Source organism: Croceivirga thetidis (assembly GCF_012272815.1).
In the GTDB taxonomy this organism is placed as follows: Bacteria; Bacteroidota; Bacteroidia; order Flavobacteriales; family Flavobacteriaceae; genus Croceivirga; species Croceivirga thetidis.
On record NZ_JAAWWL010000002.1, the window covers coordinates 298386 to 318095 of the forward strand.

The 19710-nt window shown below is 36.6% G+C and carries 12 protein-coding genes and 1 tRNA gene; 7 read left to right on the plus strand and 6 right to left on the minus strand.

The window, feature by feature from the left end; all coding sequences use genetic code 11:
* The first annotated feature begins 117 nt into the window (after positions 1–117).
* The gene (locus HCU67_RS09035) at positions 118–3288 is read left to right on the plus strand and encodes a cytochrome c biogenesis protein (RefSeq protein ID WP_168552307.1); all 3171 of its coding nucleotides are present in this window, start codon (positions 118–120) and stop codon (positions 3286–3288) included.
* A gap of 33 nt (positions 3289–3321) precedes the next feature.
* On the opposite strand, the gene HCU67_RS09040 is transcribed toward HCU67_RS09035, so the two are convergent.
* Positions 3322–4596, minus strand: a complete 1275-nt coding sequence (locus HCU67_RS09040) for a M14 family metallopeptidase (protein WP_168552308.1) — start codon at positions 4594–4596, stop codon at positions 3322–3324.
* Positions 4597–4798: 202 nt separating this feature from the next.
* Here HCU67_RS09040 and HCU67_RS09045 point away from each other — a divergent pair, with 202 nt between their 5' ends.
* Genes HCU67_RS09045 through bshB1 form a run of 3 tightly spaced genes read left to right on the plus strand, consistent with a single transcriptional unit; the run spans position 4799 to position 8125 of the window.
* Entirely contained in the window at positions 4799–6205 is a 1407-nt protein-coding gene (locus HCU67_RS09045; protein ID WP_168552309.1) for an MATE family efflux transporter, read from the plus strand.
* Between the two features lie 31 nt (positions 6206–6236).
* Positions 6237–7403: a trans-sulfuration enzyme family protein gene (locus HCU67_RS09050; RefSeq protein WP_168552310.1), complete on the plus strand. Its 1167-nt coding sequence runs from the start codon at positions 6237–6239 to the stop codon at positions 7401–7403.
* On the plus strand, positions 7403–8125 hold the full coding sequence (gene bshB1 / locus HCU67_RS09055; protein ID WP_168552311.1) for a bacillithiol biosynthesis deacetylase BshB1: 723 nt from the start codon (positions 7403–7405) through the stop codon (positions 8123–8125). Before HCU67_RS09050 ends, bshB1 begins: the two co-directional genes overlap by 1 nt.
* Here bshB1 and HCU67_RS09060 read toward each other — a convergent pair.
* From HCU67_RS09060 to HCU67_RS09070, 3 genes are all read right to left on the minus strand, one after another.
* Positions 8122–10188: a tetratricopeptide repeat-containing sensor histidine kinase gene (locus tag HCU67_RS09060; RefSeq protein WP_168552312.1), complete on the minus strand. Its 2067-nt coding sequence runs from the start codon at positions 10186–10188 to the stop codon at positions 8122–8124. The two genes, bshB1 and HCU67_RS09060, sit on opposite strands and share 4 nt — an antisense overlap.
* Positions 10189–10384: 196 nt before the next feature.
* Complete coding sequence (locus HCU67_RS09065; protein WP_168552313.1) at positions 10385–12376, minus strand: sensor histidine kinase; 1992 nt, start codon at positions 12374–12376, stop codon at positions 10385–10387.
* Entirely contained in the window at positions 12373–14367 is a 1995-nt protein-coding gene (locus tag HCU67_RS09070; RefSeq protein ID WP_168552314.1) for a tetratricopeptide repeat-containing sensor histidine kinase, read from the minus strand. The genes HCU67_RS09065 and HCU67_RS09070 overlap by 4 nt, the downstream gene beginning before the upstream one ends.
* Before the next feature lie 131 nt (positions 14368–14498).
* Between HCU67_RS09070 and HCU67_RS09075 the strand changes: the two genes are divergently transcribed.
* A tRNA-His gene (locus HCU67_RS09075) sits at positions 14499–14574 on the plus strand.
* Positions 14575–14614: 40 nt separating this feature from the next.
* Here the strand turns inward: HCU67_RS09075 and HCU67_RS09080 are convergent.
* The gene (locus HCU67_RS09080; protein ID WP_168552315.1) at positions 14615–16183 is read right to left on the minus strand and encodes a M28 family peptidase; all 1569 of its coding nucleotides are present in this window, start codon (positions 16181–16183) and stop codon (positions 14615–14617) included.
* 55 nt (positions 16184–16238) lie between these two features.
* Positions 16239–17087 (minus strand): AraC family transcriptional regulator, encoded by an 849-nt coding sequence (locus tag HCU67_RS09085; protein ID WP_168552316.1) that lies wholly within the window; start codon positions 17085–17087, stop codon positions 16239–16241.
* Positions 17088–17210: 123 nt separating this feature from the next.
* On the opposite strand from HCU67_RS09085, the gene HCU67_RS09090 reads away from it, so the two are divergent.
* The gene (locus HCU67_RS09090) at positions 17211–18125 is read left to right on the plus strand and encodes a dihydrodipicolinate synthase family protein (protein WP_168552317.1); all 915 of its coding nucleotides are present in this window, start codon (positions 17211–17213) and stop codon (positions 18123–18125) included.
* On the plus strand, positions 18122–19705 hold the full coding sequence (locus tag HCU67_RS09095; RefSeq protein ID WP_168552318.1) for an aldehyde dehydrogenase (NADP(+)): 1584 nt from the start codon (positions 18122–18124) through the stop codon (positions 19703–19705). The genes HCU67_RS09090 and HCU67_RS09095 overlap by 4 nt, the downstream gene beginning before the upstream one ends.
* Positions 19706–19710: the final 5 nt, after the last annotated feature.

Below are 19710 nucleotides of genomic sequence, written 5' to 3' on the forward strand. Positions count from 1 at the left end.
TTCAAATTTACAATAAGCTTAAAAGTTCTTTAACAGTTCTGTTGAACTTTTTGGTCCTTGGTATATATCGAGATGTGGATGTTAGGCTTTATTTTTGCATGCCGAAAGACTTTAGGTATGTTCGACTTATTGAAGAAGACTCTTTTTTCCACTCGTTTAATGGCTGTTCTTTTTATCCTCTTTGCTGCGGCAATGGGGATTGGAACATTTATTGAAAGCGTTTACAGTACGGAAACCGCTAGGATATATGTTTACAATGCCAGATGGTTTGAAATCATAATGGTGTTTTTTGTGATTAATTTTCTAGGCAATATCTACCGCTACAACCTACTGCAGTGGAAAAAATGGCCCGTTTTGGTTTTACATCTTTCTTGGATATTGATAATAATTGGCGCTTTTGTTACGCGATATATCAGTTTTGAAGGAATGATGCCAATTCGAGAAGGTGAATCTGAGAATGTGTTTTATTCTGATAAAACTTACCTGACTGCTTTTATTGATGGGGATATCAATGGTCAATTAATGCGTAAAACCATGGAAGAGCCTATATTAGTTACCCCTGAAGGAAAAAAAGCCAGATTTCCGTACAAAGGTAAATTTCAAGATAAGGAGTTCTCCATAGCATATGTTGATTTCATTGATGGAGTTAAAGAAGGACTTGTTGAAAATGAATCAGGGAAGACTTACTTAAAACTTGTAGAGGCTGGAGATGGTCAGCGACATGAGCATTTCTTGGAAGATGGAAAAATTGCCAATGTTCACAATGTGCTATTCGCCCTAAATAATGAAACTGATGGCGCAATAAACATATTTACTTCAGACAGCACCTATCTCATAAAAGCACCTTATGATGGTGGCTTCATGCGTATGGCGGACCAATTTCAAGGTCAAGTAATTGCCGATAGCTTACAACAATTGCAATTACGTTCATTATACAATATGGCTGGTATGCAATTTGTTTTTCCTGAGCCCATAGTGAAAGGTGAATATGGAATTGTAGAAGTTCCAGAATCGGAACGAACAGATGACACATCAGATGCATTGGTAGTCGCTGTTAGCTCGAATGGTGAAACCCAAGAGATTACTATGATGGGAGGAAAAGGACCTGCTAGTTTTACTGATAAGGTATCTATTGGTGGGTTGGACTTTTCATTAAAGTATGGTTCAAAGGAGTATCAATTGCCTTTTAAGGTAAAGCTCAATGATTTTATTGCTGAAAAATATCCTGGAACTGTGAATAGCTATAAATCGTTTATGAGTAAAATAACGGTAGAAGATGATAGACCTTTTGACTATGATATTTTCATGAATCATGTACTTGATCATGAAGGCTACCGTTTTTTTCAGGCCAGTTTCATGCCTGATGAAAAAGGTACTGTACTTTCGGTTAATCACGATTGGTGGGGAACTTGGATTACCTATATAGGTTATTTTTTACTTTATGTGGGTTTGATGGGTATTATGTTTTTTGGGAAAACCCGTTTCAGGGATTTGACAAAGTCTCTTGATAAACTAAAAAAGAAAAAGGCAGCTTTGGCCGCAGTTTCATTTATGTGTTTCTCACTTACAACTGCCCAACAGTCCAAAGAAAATCATGTAGTTCGACCAACCAAGGCTCAAATTGACTCTGTTATTAGTGCAACTACGGTTACCAAAGAACATGCCGATAAGTTTGGTGCTCTGGTAGTTCAGGATGAAGGGGGGCGAATGAAGCCTATGCACACATTCACTTCTGAATTATTAAGAAAGTTGAGCGGCAAGGACAAGTTTCAAGGACTTAATTCGGATCAAGTTTTTCTTTCAATGATGTTGAATCGTGTGGCTTGGTACAATACAGAATTTATTCGTACAAATCTAGGATCACAACAGAACGATAGTATTCGAGAAATACTTGGAGTAGAAGAGGGCGGTAAGTACATAAAGGCCATTGATATGTTTGATGCTACTGGTATGTATAGGTTACGGCCTTATTTAGAAGAAGCAAGTTCTACTACAAATCCGAATAAATTTCAAAAAGACTTTATAAAACTCCATGAACGATTTACCTTATTGGAGATGGCTTTAAGTGGTGAAATTCTTAAAATTTTTCCATTGCTCAATGATGAGAACAATAAGTGGATTTCACCTTTAGAATACCGTTCGGGTCAATACCAAGTTGGAGACTCACTGTATGCAAATTTTATGCAGAATTCGGTGCCGTATTACCTAAATACTTTGCAAGTAGCAATAAATACTGGTGATTATTCTACCCCAGATAAGCTTTTGGAAGCATTTAAGCAGAATCAGTTAAATCACGGTAAGGAAGTTCTTCCTTCTGATAAAAAAGTAAAAACGGAAATCATATATAACAAGCTAGATATTTTCAATAAACTATACAGATACTACATGCTTGTTGGCGGTTTATTGTTCTTTATCTTGATTTTCCGAATTTTTAGGGAAAGAGAAATTTGGAGAGCCGCAACTTATTTCCTCAAAGGAATCATTATTTTGTTTTTTATCTGGCACACAGCTGGCTTGGTCTTACGTTGGTACATTTCAGGCCATGCTCCTTGGAGTGATGCTTATGAAAGTATTCTATATGTTTCTTGGGCAACCATGGGTATTGGATTGCTATTTATTCGAAAGAGTGACCTTACCCTAGCTGCAAGTACATTTGTTGCTTCCATGCTTTTGTTTATTGCCCATCAAAGCTGGGTTGATCCAGCGATAGCCAATTTAGTTCCGGTTCTGGACAGCTACTGGTTAATGATACACGTAGCCGTAATCGTTGGTAGTTATGGTCCACTTACCGTTGGTATGATTTTAGGGGTAACTGCCTTGTTACTAATGATTTTGACCACTAAGAAGAACAAAAAAAGAATGGATATTAGTCTTAAGGAGCTTACCATTATTAACGAATTGGCCTTAACAGTTGGTTTGGTAATGTTAACGATAGGAAACTTTTTAGGTGGTCAATGGGCTAACGAAAGTTGGGGTCGTTATTGGGGTTGGGACCCTAAAGAAACTTGGGCACTGGTCTCTATTATGGTATATGCCTTTGTAATTCATATGCGCTTTGTTCCCGGACTTAGAGGACGATGGATATACAATTTCGCGAGTGTTGTGGCCTACGGAAGTATTATGATGACTTATTTTGGCGTTAACTTCTATTTGGTCGGCCTTCACAGTTATGCGCAATCAGGTTCTGCTGCAATAACCCCAGATTACGTAAAATATATTGCAATAGGCATTTTGATTTTAGGAGGAATAAGTTATTGGAGATATCAGGCGAATTACATAAAGGCTTAGGATTTGGTTTTTGATATAAGGATGATATTTTAATTAATCCATCAATAACCGCATCAATTCTTCAGCGGCTACTTTACCTTTTTCTTTCAGGAAAACTCTAGGTGTATTATCGCCTAGTTCGAAGACTATTGCGGGCATCTCGTAAACGGCATAAAAATGGTTGCGGGATACCATTGTGGGATGTAACTTTTTAGAAGCGCTCACATTAGCCTTTTTCTTGGGAAGTCTCTTTTCAATATTATCAATCCAGTCAAAAACCAGTTGCCCTTTTTGGCCGGTCACCACAGTATCCAATGGATAGTAGATGTCATCCCAAGTTGAATGAAAATCAGCTCCAAAAACGTATTGATAGCCCTCTTCATTTTTTGATTTTAAAAAATCTCTAACGGCACGGGTTTCTGGCTGATTAAATTCTTGCCAATCTCGATTCAGGTCAATACCACCAAAATTATGTCTCCAATGCCCATTATCAACACCGTCAGGGTTCATTAATGGCACATTGAAAATTGCGAACTGCTTTCTAAATTCAATTGCTTTCTTAGAGTTTCCAGCTAAAGTCTCCATAAATGATTTCATGGCCAAAAATCCGGTTACTTCGGGTGGATGTTGTCGTGAGATAATAAGCAATGCCTTCTTTGAGTTTGACTCATTGATTTCCATTAAGTTCATTGACCGGCCTTCACGACTCTTTCCAATTTCATAATTTGTAATGAACGATTTTTGAGATAAGGAGTCAATCCATTGTTTAACACGTGAAGATGTGTATAATTCTTGAGCAGTAACCCAAGTTGGATTATTATCGATTGCGATTGTAATTTCAATTCGTTCAGGTGCTGCTTTAATGCCGAATTCTCCTTCACCAGGATTGATTAACTTAAAACGTGTACTATCCAGGGTTTTGAAATTTAGTCCATCATAACTGATTTTCGGATAATACCGACTTCTACTGCCTTCATATGAAAAGTTGATTTTTATTTCTTGGGCGGTTTTACTCCAAACTTTAAAGCCATACCAAGGACTTGGATTTATGGGGCTATTCTCAGGTGTAATCCATAAGGTATAATGATTTAATGAATCATGTGAAACACCATTTAATCGTGCCCCATCAAATTGATTGCTAAAAAAAACTGTGCTATCCTGAAACGACCATATTCCCTTCCATTGTTTCTGAACAGGTTTGGTTTTTGTGGAAACAATAGGATTCGGACCTTGCCCTTGATAACCTGTTTTTTCGGCTGTTGATTTTGAATTCTTACAAGAAACAACACCTAAGAAAATCAATAGTATTAAGATATATTTTGATTTCATATTGAATATGCATTTAACTTTTCAGACGTAAAATATTGATTTTTATAGTAGTAGTTAATATTTTTTTTCATCTTTGCAACATCATGAAGCTATAGAAATTATGTACAGCATTGCGACAGTGGCTCTGGCCAACCAAAAATAACCGAAAGGGAGATTTCGGTTAGTTGCATTACTTCTCTATTACCAACATAATTTCAATCACATGTCATCACAAACAATATCAATAAAAAAGTTATTCCATTACTTCTGGATTGCAGTAACGGGAAAAGAACAAGAATTCACGACCGGGAGCATTCGAAAGGCAATTTTTATGCTCTCCATTCCAATGATTTTAGAAATGCTCATGGAGAGTATTTTTGCAATCGTTGATATCGCTTATGTTTCTCAAGTAAGTGTTAATGCAGTCGCAACAATAGGTTTAACGGAATCGGTCATTACCTTAGTTTATGCCATCGCCATTGGCCTTAGTATGGCAGCAACTGCAGTAGTAGCTCGCCGAGTAGGGGAAAAAGACCTTCAAGGAGCTCGTATAGCAGCCGTTCAAGCAATTGGTCTGGGGGTTTTGGTAGCATTAATTGTTGGTATTATTGGATTTCTTTACAATAAAGAAATTCTGGCACTGATGGGTGCCGAACCTGATTTAATAGAAGAAGGTCATGGGTACACCAAGTGGTTAATAGGGGGTAACATTACAATTCTGCTATTATTCTTGATAAATGCCATTTTTAGAGGTGCAGGTGACGCAAGTATTGCCATGTGGGCCTTGGTCCTTTCCAACGGGCTGAATATTATTTTGGACCCAATATTTATTTTCGGATGGGGTCCAATTCCTGAATATGGTGTTATGGGAGCTGCAATTGCCACCAATATCGGCCGGGGGTCAGCAGTTTTATTTCAGTTGGGTATTTTGTTTTTTGGTTGGAGCAAGATTCGACTAGTTCTAAAAGATATTGCATTGAACATTGCGGTAATGTATAACCTCGTGAAAGTTTCTCTAGGTGGGATTGCACAATTTTTAATTGGTACTTCTAGCTGGGTTTTTCTTATGCGTATAATGTCAGAGTTTGGTAGTGAGGTTCTTGCAGGATACACCATAGCCATTAGGGTAATTATGTTTACCCTGATGCCTTCATGGGGTATGAGTAATGCCGCCGCTACTCTAGTCGGCCAAAATCTTGGAGCTCAACAGCCGGAAAGAGCCGAAAAATCTGTTTGGATAACCGGAAAATACAATGCTTATTTCATGGCATTTGTTTCTCTGATTTACCTAATATTTGCTACCCAGATTGTCACCGCATTCAATGATACACCATCTGTAGTTGAAAGCGGTTCACTTTGTCTGAGAATAATTGCAGCTGGCTATATTTTCTATGCTTACGGAATGGTTGTTAGTAATGCTTTTAATGGTTCAGGTGATACCAAAACCCCAACTAAAATAAACCTTATTGCTTTTTGGTTGTACCAACTCCCGGTCGCTTATTTATTGGCTTTGGTCTTAGGATTAGGGGCTAAAGGTGTTTTTATTGCCATAACCTCCGCCGAAATCTTGTTGGCCGTTATTGCGATTCTTTGGTTTCGTAAAGGAAATTGGAAATCTGTACAGGTTTAAATTGTTTATTTTAGATTCATAAATTGTTGGAATGAAGAAAAATATTGGAATCAATACAATTTGTGCCCATGTTGGTGCAGTGGAAGATGAACAGTTCAGGGGAGCGGTTTCTCCGCTTTACATGTCAAGCTCATATGCCTTTCAAGATATTGATGAAAAAAGATACCCTAGATATTTTAACACACCAAATCAACAAGCACTTTCAAAAAAGATAGCGGCTTTGGAGCATACTGAAGCAGGTATGATTTTTGGTAGTGGTATGGCAGCAATCAGTCATTGTCTGATGGCCTTTTTACAAGCTGGCGATCATGTAATATTTCAACAGACACTTTATGGAGGCACCTATAATTTCGCCACTAGCCAACTTGAGAAATACGGTATTTCCTATTCTTTCACAAAAGGTTGGCAAGTAGAAGACTTTGAAAAGGAACTAAGGCCCAATACAAAAATCATTTACATTGAAACGCCTTCGAACCCTTTATTGACAATAACAGATATGAGTGCTGTTGCGTCTTTAGCTAAAAATAAGGGCGTGATTACTATGATTGATAACACCTTTGCTAGCCCCATAAATCAAAATCCGGCTGATTTTGAGATAGATATCATGATTCATAGTGCAACCAAATATATGGGTGGTCATTCTGACATATGTGCTGGTGCTGTGGCCGCTTCAAAACAACACATTGAGCAACTTTGGTCATCTTCAATTTGCTTTGGTGGCAGTTTAAGTGATCAAACAACATGGATGTTGGAGAGAAGTTTAAAAACAATGGGGCTACGCGTGAAGGCCCAAACAGAAAATGCATTGAAATTAGCTCGTAAACTTGATGCGGAAGGCGATATTTCGAGAGTATTTTATCCAGGATTGGAAAGCCATCCCGACCACGAGTTGGCTAAGTCACAAATGAATGGATTTGGTGCAATGCTCTCATTTGAATTGGATGAAGCGCTTGATGCTGAATTATTTATGAAGTCATTAAAGTTGATTAAAGCATCTATGAGCTTAGCAGGAGTTGAGAGTACCGTTACTTCCCCAGTTCTTACTTCTCATTCATTAATGAGTCCTGAAGACCGGCAAAAACAAGGTATTCGTGATGGGTTGATTCGTTTTTCTGTTGGTATTGAAGAAGATGAAGATCTAATGTATGATATACAGCAGGCGTTAGAGGTTGTAAAATCAAAAACTGCTTTGGTCTAATGAAATTGGATATTTTGGTTTTTGGAGCGCATCCAGATGATGCTGAACTTGGTGCAGGTGCTACAATTGCAAAAGAGGTTTCCAAAGGCAAAAAAGTAGGTATTGTTGATTTGACCCGAGGCGAGTTAGGAACACGAGGGACTGCTGAAATACGTGATAGTGAAGCAGAAAACGCAGCCCAAATACTGGGAGTTTCCATTCGCGAGAATTTGGAATTTGATGATGGTTTTTTTGTAAATGATAAAAAACATCAGCTCAGTATAATCAGGTGTATTCGAAAATATCGTCCGGAAATTGTTCTATGTAATGCTGTTGACGACCGGCATATTGATCATGGAAAGGGCTCGAAACTTGTTAGTGATTCTTGTTTTTTAAGTGGTTTGGTGAAAATCGACACAAAACTTGACGGTGATGATGAATGGCAGGAACCTTGGCGCCCAAAAGCTGTTTATCACTACATTCAGTGGAAAAATCTAGTGCCAGATATTTTAGTTGATGTTTCTGGGTTTATTGACACCAAGACAAAATCAATATTAGCATATGCTTCCCAGTTTTACGATCCTGAGAGTAAAGAACCTTCAACACCCATAAGTAGCAAAAACTTTATTGATAGCGTAAACTATAGAGCTCGTGATTTAGGAAGATTGATTGGAACGGAATATGCTGAAGGATTTACAGTGGAAAGATTTCCAGCAGTCGACTCAATTTTTGATTTGATTTAGCTTGCTTGCTTAAATTTCTCCTTGTCGACCCTAGGTATTGTGAAGAAGAATGAAGTACCTTTCTTTAATTCACTTTCAACCCATATTTCTCCACTATTTCGCTCTACCATTTCTTTACAAAGGGAAAGTCCTAGGCCGGTTCCTTTTTCATTATTCGTACCAAAAGTGGTAACTGTCTTATCTGAACAAAATATTGATTCTCTAATATTTTCAGGCATACCTATACCATTGTCCTTGACTTGTATTTTCCAAGATTCTCCATCTTGAATTGCACTTATCTTAATTTTTCCATTTTCTGGTGTGAACTTGATTGCGTTACTTATTAAGTTTCTGATAATTATGTCCATCTGGTTGCCATCGACCCATACATATGAATGCTCAGGAACCGTGTTGGTGAGCGTTATATTTTTAGCCATTGCATTTTCAGTCAACAATCGAATACTATCATCTACATGGTTTTTAAGGGGAATGATGGCTGGTTTGGTCACATCGTTTTTCATTTGTGCCTGACCCCAAGAAAGAAGGTTGTTCAATGAGAATAGGATGTGATCTACATCGGCTCTGAGCTTAGGAATAAAACCAATAAATTCATTTTGTGGAATTTCATTGTTGGCGAATAACCGCAATAATCCCTGTAGACCTCCGATTGGGCCTCTTAAATCATGGCCGATAATTGAAAACAATTGATTTTTAGTTTTATCAATTCGTTTAAGTTCATCTTCTCGGTCCCTTAGAGTTTTGGTTTTAGCCTTTAGTTCTTTATAAAGTCTAACTAATTTCTTTTGATTGATGTAAAGCGGGATACTTGTACAAAGGAGAACAAGCAAAACTATTAAAGACGCATAAATGTAGTTGCGCTGTCTGGCCAACACCTTTTCTTTTTCTGCAATGATGGCTTCTTTTTGCTTCTCATAATCCATTTTGGTCTGCATCATGGTCAAGCTATTTTCAAATTCATCTTTTGATAATGAATCCGATAATGCCTCAAACTCTTCTAGATAAAGAACTGCTAGTTCAAAATCACTTTTATTTTTGTAAACCTTATAAAGTATTTCGGCTGTGTTTTTCTGTCCTTCAATTGCCGCTATCTCTTTTGCAATTGAATTTCCTTTTAAGGCATAATATTCAGCTAATGAATCTTGTTTTATGGCGAAGAAAGCTTTTGAATATCCATCATAAACATCTATTACACCTCGTTTATCGTCCAAGTTTTCATAAAGAAGGTTGGCTTGATCATACCAGTATAAGGCCCAGTCGTATTTTTTTTGCCTGAGGTAGATTTTTCCTTTTACCCCGTAAGCAAATGCAAGCCAATCAGAAATCGCGTTTTTTTCAAATGCGGTTATACTGCTGTTAATATTGAACATGGCCAAATCAAATTTGTCCATATCTGCATAAAGCGAGGCCATATTGCTCATAGTCTCAGCCGAAACCACTTCATCATCAAGTTGGCGATTTATTTTTACGACCCTTTCATAAAATTCAAGTGCTTGATCATAATTCTTTTGATCTGAGTAGAGGCTCGCGATGTTTTCATTTAATATTGATAGAAGGGTTAAGTCATTTTTAATAGTTGCGATATCAATACCTTTTAAGTAGTATTCGAGTGATTTTGAATAGTTGCCCGAAAACAAATATTCAGTACCTAAATTGTTGTACAATTGTACCTCATCTTCATTTGCTTCATCTTTTTGGGTTAACTCCAAGGCTTTTTTGAAATATGAAATCGCCTCTTTTGAATTGCCCATATTTGAATTGTAGGAACCTAGACTGGAAAGGGATAGAATTTTACCTCTAGTAAAATCAGCTTTTTCACTTAAAGTCAATGCCTTATTTGAATAATAATAAAGGCTATCTGAATTTATGTAATTAAAAGAGGATGCAAGCTTGCAATGAAGGATAATATAGGTAGTATCCTTTACATCAAAATCGGAATCCAGTTCGAAAGCAGTGATTTTTCGCTGAAGTTTTTTTCTTTCCTGTTTCTGAGACAAAAGCCCCTCACTGAAAAGCATAAAAACGGCTAAAATAAACACCGCAATCAACTTGTTTTGGCCGGCCATTATAAGTAGGTTAGATTTGGGCATTGGTCGATAAAACAATCAGCTCAAAAGTATTTTCTTAATTGAACACTTGCCAATTAATGTTGTGAAGTGCTCTTTTTTTGGTGTTTTAGCGATAAAAATTGCATTTCATCGATGATTTGAATCAAAAAATAGGACTTTCTATCAATCAGCTTTACAATGAAATCTGTCTCGATTAGGCTTTAGGAAGTATAATAATAGCAGTTGTACCAGAATTTAATGCGCTTTCAAAGTTTAACTCCCCATTATTCAAGGCCAATAAGTCTTTCGTTATTTGCAATCCTATTCCAGTACCTTTTTCATTATTGGTGCCAATCTGAGGGATAATTGAAGACCCTTTCATAATTGACGATAGTTGGGATTTTGATAAGCCAACTCCTGAATCTTCAATTCTAAAGACGACTCTACTTCCCTGTTCCTTACCATTGAATTTTATATTGCCATTTTCCGGCGTAAATTTTATAGCGTTTGAAATGAGATTTCTCAAAATCAAGTCTAAATGATCACTATCAACCAACACTTTCAAATCAGGATTGGTAACGCACTCCACATTAATGTTTTTGCTTTCAATTTTTTCGGCATATAATTCAACGACTTGGGTTGCATGCATTTTTATTGCAACTGCTTTTGGTTTGGTAATTGTACCATTCATTTGATTATTTGCCCAAGTCAGTAAGTTATTCAAAGTGAATGCGCTGTGGTCGACATTATTCTTAAGGCGTGGAGTTATTTTTTTAATTTCTGAAGTAGACAATTCGCTATCATTATATAAATCTAGGAATTCTTGTAAGGTGCTAATAGGTGATTTCAAATCATGACCAATAATTGTGAAGATTTTATCCTTTACCTCATTAAGCTCTTTCAAATCTTTATTGGCGTTTCGTTGATTTTGATAATTACGTCTTATCAAGAATATTATGATTAAAAGGCCTGAAACCACCACCACCGATGCACCAATAAGAAAGTTTTGTCGGGAAATCTCATTTTGTACTCTTGCCTCAGATAGCATTTGTTCTCGATCAAACTCCTGTTTAGCTCGCAGAAATGCAAGGTTATTGTTTTCATTATCCGTTCGATAATTTTTCTTAAGATTTTCATATTGATTGAAATAACCTAAGGAATTTTCAATTTGACCATTCTTCAATGAAATATCTTTTAACAATTCCAAAGACTGTAAAAGTTTGGTGGTATCCTTAAACCGTTCGGCATACTCCTTAGTTTTTTTGGAATATTCAGAGGCCTTATCAAATTCATCTAATGCAAAATAAATTTTGGAATACCATTCGAATACCTCAAGTTCATCTCTCGGATTTTCCACTAATGAAATCAAACTATCCGACTTTTTGATCCAGGTAAGTGCAATTTCTGGTTCTTCAATTGTGTGATAGTACCTGCTCAGTACCCTTGTAGATCTACTATGCCATAAATTGTCGTGGGTTCTTTCAAAATAGTCCCTTGATTCGTGCGCATTTTTTAAAACCAAATCAAAGTCACCGGTTTTAATCGCATTGAAAGCTATATTGGATTGTGTACCAGCCTTATGCTCAACATCACCAATAATATTCCATATGCTGTCAGCAATTACATATTCATTGAGTGCCTCTTGATGTAAAGAATTCATGGTGTATAACCAACCTAGATTATGCCTTAACAAGGCTTCTTGTAATTTAAAATCATTGGTTTCACAAATTTCAATGGCCTTGTAAGTGTTTTCAAGCATCTTTTTATAGTCACGGATAAAAACATCGTGAAGTGCAACACTCTTTAAAAGTGCAACTTGAGCTTGTGGGTCACTAATTTCTTTGATTAGATTTCTTACTCGCTGATAATACTTAAAGGCTACTTTATTTTTACCAAGGTCTGAATGAAAATCGCCGGTATGAATTATAGCTCTCGCGTAACCATATAGATAAGTGCTGTCCTTGTTTAGATCTAGTGATTTGGTAGCAAAGAGTAAAAGACTGTCAGGTTCTCTAAAGCGATATTCATTTGCGATATTGTTTAATAGGTCGATTTTCTGAATTTTATCGAATCCACTGAATTTTTCAGTATCGGAATATATTTCAAGAAGGCTATCTTTCTTTGACAATTGGCCATAAGCCAAAATTGGAAGGAATAACAGAATAAAAAATCCGAAAAATGATATGAATCTGTAAACCTTTATCATGCTTTAGGAAATTTTAGGATAACCGTGGTCCCTTCACCAACATTCCCTTTAATTACCAAAGATCCATTGTTTAGGGAAGCAAGATCCTTTGAGATTTGAAGACCTAAACCTGTTCCTTTTTCCATTCTTGTACCTGGTTTTGACTTTATAAATTTATCAGAATTAATGGCATTTAAAACTTCTTTGGATACTCCCACACCATTATCCTCAATCGTTAGTTGAATATGATTATCATGCGCTTCAGAAGAAATCTTAATACGCCCCATGTTTTCGGTATATTTCAAAGCATTTGAAATTATGTTTTTCAAAATAAGCCTTAAGTGAGACATGTCAAATAAAACTTCTTGGCTTTTAGGTACTTCTATTTTTAATGATATTTTCTTTTCTTGAATTTCTTTTTTGAAGAGTTGCTCTTTGTCTTTAAGTACACTTCGTAAGTTTATTTTCTCAGGGAATACTTCAATACCACCATCCATATGACTTTTAGCCCAGATAAGGAGATTATTAAGCATGAAGGAATTATAATCAACATTTTCCTTTAATTTAGGAGTATATCTGCTAATTTCTTCCTCTGAGATTTCTTTGCTGGAATAGAGTTCCAACAATTCTTGTAAAGTGCCAACGGGCGATTTTAAATCATGACCAATAATTGAGAAAATTTTGTCTTTTATCTCGTTATTTTCTTCAAGTATCCTATTGGCGTTCTTTTCTGCAAGTGCACTCTTACGAACTAATAAAGCGATTATTATTAGTGCGATTAATGCAAGTAAGGCTATGTAGAATATAAAATTTTTGTCTTTAATTTTTCTATCATTTTCCAATCTCATTTTCTCCGCATCCCTCAAAAATTGATTTTGTGTTTCAAGCAAAAGGAATCGTGTTTTATCATCGGATTCAAGAATTGAATCTGAAATTTTATTGGCAGCTTGCAAATGTATGAGTGCTTCTTTAGGCTGATTAAGAGTGGTTGCGATTTCATAAAGTAGCTTAGAACCTTTGACTATGCCATTATGATTTTTTATTTGTTTAGAAATCTGTGTTCCTTTTTCAGCAAAATCCTTGCTTGTTTGTAGGTCATTCTTTAATAAATAGGCTTCTGCTATTCCCAGGTAATTTTCAGCTTGCCGTTGCGAATCTTTGGCAAGCATTAGTAGACTATCCGATACATTAAATAGACCTAATGCCTCATCTGGATTCTTTTCTTTAACTGCGATTTCGCCAAGTGTGGTCCATGCAAAAGCCTCCCACGAATGAAACTTATTTTCCCTAAATATGTCTATTGCTCTTTTGCATGCAGATTTTCCTTTATCAAAATCTTCAATATGCATGTAGAGATACCCCATATTGCTTCGAATTTGCCCCTCTAGGTCTTTATCAGGCTTATCAGCTATCGCATCTAAAGCTTTCTGATAATAGGGCAGTGCTTGCTGGTATATTTTTAAAATTGAAAATGAGGTAGCCAAGTTCATTGCAAAAGTAATTTGCATCTCATGGTTATTGAATTCTTTTGCATACTTCTCTCCTTCTTTACAAAGTTTGTAAGCTTCAGGATATTCGCCATTCATGAAATGCCCCATGGCATCAGAGTTTAAACTTCGAAGAAAAATGGAATCAGCCCTAACCTCCTTTGCCAAGCCCCTTGCTTCAACAATGAGTTTAAAGCCTGGTTCGAATTCGGAACTTAATACATAAAACTCCCCCAATGCCAGTTTTGCACCGGCTATGCCTTTTTTGTAGTCGATGGATTTGCTCAACTCCAAGGCCTTGTTTGAATAGAACTTAAGGCTATCGTTATTGTGATAGATATAACTTCTAGAGAGCTTATTCAACAAATCAATGTAATCAGTGTTAGATTCATTGAATTCAGATTTACCTTCAATAGCTATTTTTTTTTGCTTCAGACTATCTATTAATGTCTTCTGCCCAGAGAGGGGATAAAACGTCAAGAAGAAAACAGATATCGCAAGGTATTTTATGCGGTGGGATAACAATATTAATGGTTGATTTGTTGAATACTCTAGTTCAGTTGTGAAGTTAAGGTACGCTAATTTTTTGATTTTTCTTAATCCTTAAGCTTTGTATTATTAAAACAAAAAATCATAACTTTGCCACCGCTTAAAATGGTGGTTGTAGCTCAGCTGGTTAGAGCGCCTGATTGTGGTTCAGGAGGTCGTCGGTTCGAACCCGATCTTCCACCCAGAAAATAGAAAGCCGTTCATTCGAACGGCTTTTCTAGTTTTATTTTGAAGGCTTGTCAACAAGTACCCTATTTTCTCGATTAGCTACTTCCCAGGCCGTATGAAAAATCAATCTTGTTCTGTTTTCCAGTAAATCATAATTTATTTTATCAGGGGTATCTCCGGGTCTGTGATAATCTTCATGGGTTCCATTGAAGTAGAATATGATTGGGATATTATTTTTAGCGAAATTGTAATGGTCACTCCTATAATAAAAACGGTTTGGGTCATTTTCATCGTTGTACTTATAATCCAATTCAATATTCGTGAATTTTGAGTTTATTTCTTCTGATAGGTTGTGAAGCTCAGTACTTAATTTATCCGAACCTATGAGGTATATATAATTTCGTTCACCATCGCGCTTCGGGTCTATTCTGCCGATCATATCAATATTTAGGTTGGCCACTGTGTTTTCTAAGGGGACAATAGGTTCAAAATCAGTATAATATCGAGAACCTAGAAGTCCTTTTTCTTCTCCCGTAACATGTAAAAAAATTATAGACCTTTTTGGTCCTAACCCGTCATCTGAAGCCTTTTTAAAAGCTTCTGCTATTTCTAATAGTGCCACGGTACCCGATCCATCGTCATCAGCTCCGTTATTTATTTGGCCATCAGCATTAACACCTATATGATCTAGATGAGAGGAAATCACCACATATTCATTAGGTAACTCCGAACCTTTTAATATGGCGGCGACATTTTCAGAATCTATTTTTTTATTTCCGCTTACAATATTGAATTCAAAATTACCCTTTAGTTTATTGGTTGTGGTCTCTTTTGTTATTAGTTCTTTTAAGACAGTACCTAGATTTTCACCTATGAATATTGGAGGTATTTCTTGAGAATTTTCACTCGATAAAGTCATTACTTCACGACCGTTGTTCGAAATATACTCAAATCGCGACTTCAATCTTGGAAAGTATTCCTCTTCAAAAATCAATATGGCTTTTGCACCCTTGTCAGTTGCAATTTGTAATCTGTCTGCAAGTGATTCATTGAAATCACCCCATCGAGAAGGATAACCATCTTCGCTTAATAGGTATTTGCCATCTTCTTTTTGAGGCTCACCAAATTCTATAAGTACGATTTTATCAAGCACGTCGATATTATCATAATCTGAATATTCATCCGTTTCGATACCAAATCCAGCAAATACGATTTCATTGGTAACATGTTCCAAAGAAGCAAACGTCACAAAATCCTCTCCTATAGCATAGGCTTTGTTATTTATGGTTATGTTACCAGTTGGCATTTTAGAAATCTCCAAGGGTACTTTTTGAAAATAGTTTCCGTCGCTCTTCGCTGGAAGAATACCCAATGCTTCATATTGTTCTTTTAAATATGAAATCGCTTTTTTTTGTCCTTTAGACCCTGTATCTCTGCCTTCGAACTCGTCAGAGGCATAAATGAACAAGTGTTCTTTAAGATCATCTTCGAGAATGGTGCTAGCATAAGTTGTTGGTGAAGTTTTAGTCCGCTCCGAAGCAGTTGAACTTGTTTTATTAACGGTCTGTTGGGAGCTATTACAAGCTAAAACGACTAAACTTGTCAACAAAATCAGCTTTTTCATAAAATGAACTTTTCCTTGTAGTTTCAAAAGTAAGTATTCGTTTTCGCTTATAAAGCTAAAATTTTGATTGCGAATGTTTTCGGAATGATGAGGGATTTACTTTTTGTAATTGTTTGAACTGTCTATTGAAGTTTGAAATCGATTCATAACCTGAAGCTAAGGCTACTTCAGCAATAGATAATTCAGAATTAACCCTTAATAATTGACAAGCATGGTTAATTCTTACTTCTGAAAGAAATTGAAAATAGGTTTTATTAGTTCTTTGTTTAAAAAACCTGCAAAATGAAATTTTACCCATATGTATTTTTTCAGCTACCTTTTCTAGAGTTAGGTTACTGGTAAAATTGTGTAATGTATAATCGATTACTTCCTGTAATCGTTCCCCATGGTTACTCGAAATGCTGTAAACAAACCCTTTTTCATTAAGTACTTCTTTTTTTGAATGCATCATTTGTTTTAAAAGCTGTAATAAGGTTATGAACACCTCGAATTCATCTTTTTTGGTAAGGTTGTCGAATAGCATTTTCAATTTATCATCAGATTTTAGTTTAATACCATATTGTAGATAGTCAAAAATTGGCTGGACACCTTTCATTTCCTTTGATAAAAAAAAGTCTTTCCCAAAACAATCTTTTAAGAAAAACATGGATATCATCTTTGATTTTGTTTCATTTTCACCACTCTGAAATAAGTGGGGTAGATTGCCTCCAATCGCGAAAAAATCCCCTGGAGCATAGTCAGTAACGGTATTCCCTGCAATAAGTCTTCCATCACCAGAGAGTATAAGACTAAGTTGTATTTCTTGGTGTTGATGCAATTTTGAATAAAATCGATTACCCTCATCGACTTGCACGATCAGGTTCTCATTTTTAGGTTTTGGAATAGTAAAGGGTAATATTTTCATGTGCCTTAAAATTAACACTATTTAGGATCAATATTTTCAAAATATGTTAATATAAAGGTAGTATTGGTTAATTTGAATTCAGAATGTATATGGCTGTAGGATTATTTTTGACGGAAATAAGTAATGTATATGGAATGGAATGGAGTAATGCCGGCAGTGACCACTAAATTCACCAATGAAGGGGAATTGGATTTGAAAATGTTTGCAATTAATATTGATGCGCAAATTGAGGCCGGTGTAAGTGCAATAGTATTGGGGGGTAGTTTAGGAGAGGCCAGTACCCTGAACAATTTGGAAAAACAGCGGTTGGTTGAGTATTCTGCTTCTTTGACCAACGGAAGGGTGCCCGTAGTTATGAATATTGCCGAACGCGCAACTTCTGAGGCAATAAAATTAGCGCAGAACGCGAAAAAATGGGGCGCTTCAGGTTTAATGCTCTTGCCACCGATGCAATATAAGGCCACTGATTATGAAGTGGTGGAATATTTTAAGGCAATCGCCTCTTCAACAGATCTGCCCATAATGATTTACAATAATCCAATAGATTACAAGATTCTCGTTACCCTTAATATGTTTGAGGAACTATTATCATGTGATAATATTAAGGCAGTAAAAGAATCTACTCGCGACATTTCAAATATTTCCAGAATTCGGAATGCCTTTGGCGATAGATTAAAAATATTGTGTGGGGTAGATACCTTGGCATTGGAAAGCCTACTTGTTGATGCTGATGGTTGGATAGCTGGATTGGTATGCGCATTTCCAGAAGAAACTGTTGCCGTATATAAATTAGCAAAGGCGGGAAGGGTAGAAGAAGCTATTTCTATTTATCGTTGGTTTTTGCCATTATTGGAGTTGGATATCAATCCACAACTAGTTCAAAATATAAAATTGGCCGAGGTTGCGACAGGTATTGGTACCGAATATGTGCGATTGCCTAGAATGCCACTTCAAGGAAAAGAAAGGGAGCGAGTCTTGAAAATTATTGAAGACGGAGTTGCAACAAGACCAGTATTACCAGATTATAAACAATTATGATAACGGGGAAAAATTACATTGGATTCGATTTATCAAACGCCGGTTCAACAACGTTTAAAACCTTCAATCCAAAATTGAATAAGGAAACGGAATGGCTGTTTTATGAGGCGTCTGAAGAAGAAATAGATAAGGCCACAGCTCTTGCCTGGAAAGCTTTTCATGAATTTAAGACAACTTCTTATAAAAAGAGGGTGCAGTTTTTAAAAAAAATTGCCGATGAAATTGAGCAGTTGGGCGATGAATTAATAAAAACCTATTGTGAAGAAACCGGCTTGCCCGAAGGTCGCGCTAAAGGTGAACGTGGAAGGACTTGTTTTCAGTTACGCACATTTGCAGCGTATATAGAACAAGGTACTTGGGTTAATGCAACAATAGATACAGCCATTCCAAATAGGGAACCTGCTCCAAAGCCTGATTTAAGAAAAATGAGCATTCCAATTGGACCTATCGCTGTCTTTGGTGCAAGTAATTTTCCATTGGCCTATTCTACGGCCGGAGGAGATACGGCAAGTGCTTTGGCATCTGGCTGTCCTGTGATTGTAAAGAGCCATCCCATGCACGCTGGTACCGGTGAATTGGTAGCTTCGGCAATTGTTAAAGCTGCTCGAGAAACGAACATGCCCAATGGCGTTTTTTCAAATTTAAACAGTAGTGGAATAGAAGTTGGCCAACAATTAGTGGCCCATTCTTTAATAAAAGGAGTTGGTTTTACAGGTAGCATAACCGGTGGAAGGGCTCTTTTTGATTTGGCTTCGAGGCGAAAAGAACCCATTCCTGTTTTTGCGGAAATGGGTAGTATAAATCCTGTTGTTTTATTACCAATGGCCCTAAAGACCAAAGGTATTGAATGGGCAAAAGCATATGCCTCATCAATTACTTTAGGAACCGGACAGTTCTGCACAAACCCTGGATTGTTACTGGGAATAAAAAGCCCAGATTTGTCTTCTTTTTTAGAGGTTCTTTCCAAAGAAATATCTGAAATTGAACCTAGTTGTATGTTACATCCTAATATTGCTACTAAATATGATGGTAAAAGCACTAAAATGGTTGCTGAAAATTCAGTCGCGTTAGCAGCGGAACGAAAAGGTAACGTTGCTGATAATTATGCTAGGCAAATGGTTGTAAAGGTGGACGGTAAAAGCTTTATTGCAAATCCACGACTTCATGAAGAGGTATTCGGACCTTTCTCCATGGTGGTAGAATGTGAAGATCAAAAAGAACTTTCAACTATCATTTCCGATATGGATGGTCAATTAACTGGTACAATAATTTCAGAAGAAAACGAAATTGATGATTATAATGAAGTTGTTGCGGCAATGCAGAATAGGGTAGGACGATTAATTTTCAATGGTGTTCCTACAGGGGTAGAAGTGTGCCCTTCAATGCAACACGGAGGCCCTTATCCAGCTTCAACGGATAGTCGATTTGGAGCAGTTGGCATCCACGCCATTCAGCGGTGGATAAGGCCTTTAAGTTACCAGAATTGGCCAAACCAACTTTTACCCGATGCATTAAAAGACGAAAATCCATTGGGAATTCTTCGTTTGGTTAATGGTCACCATAGTACTGAAAGTATTTAAGAGAA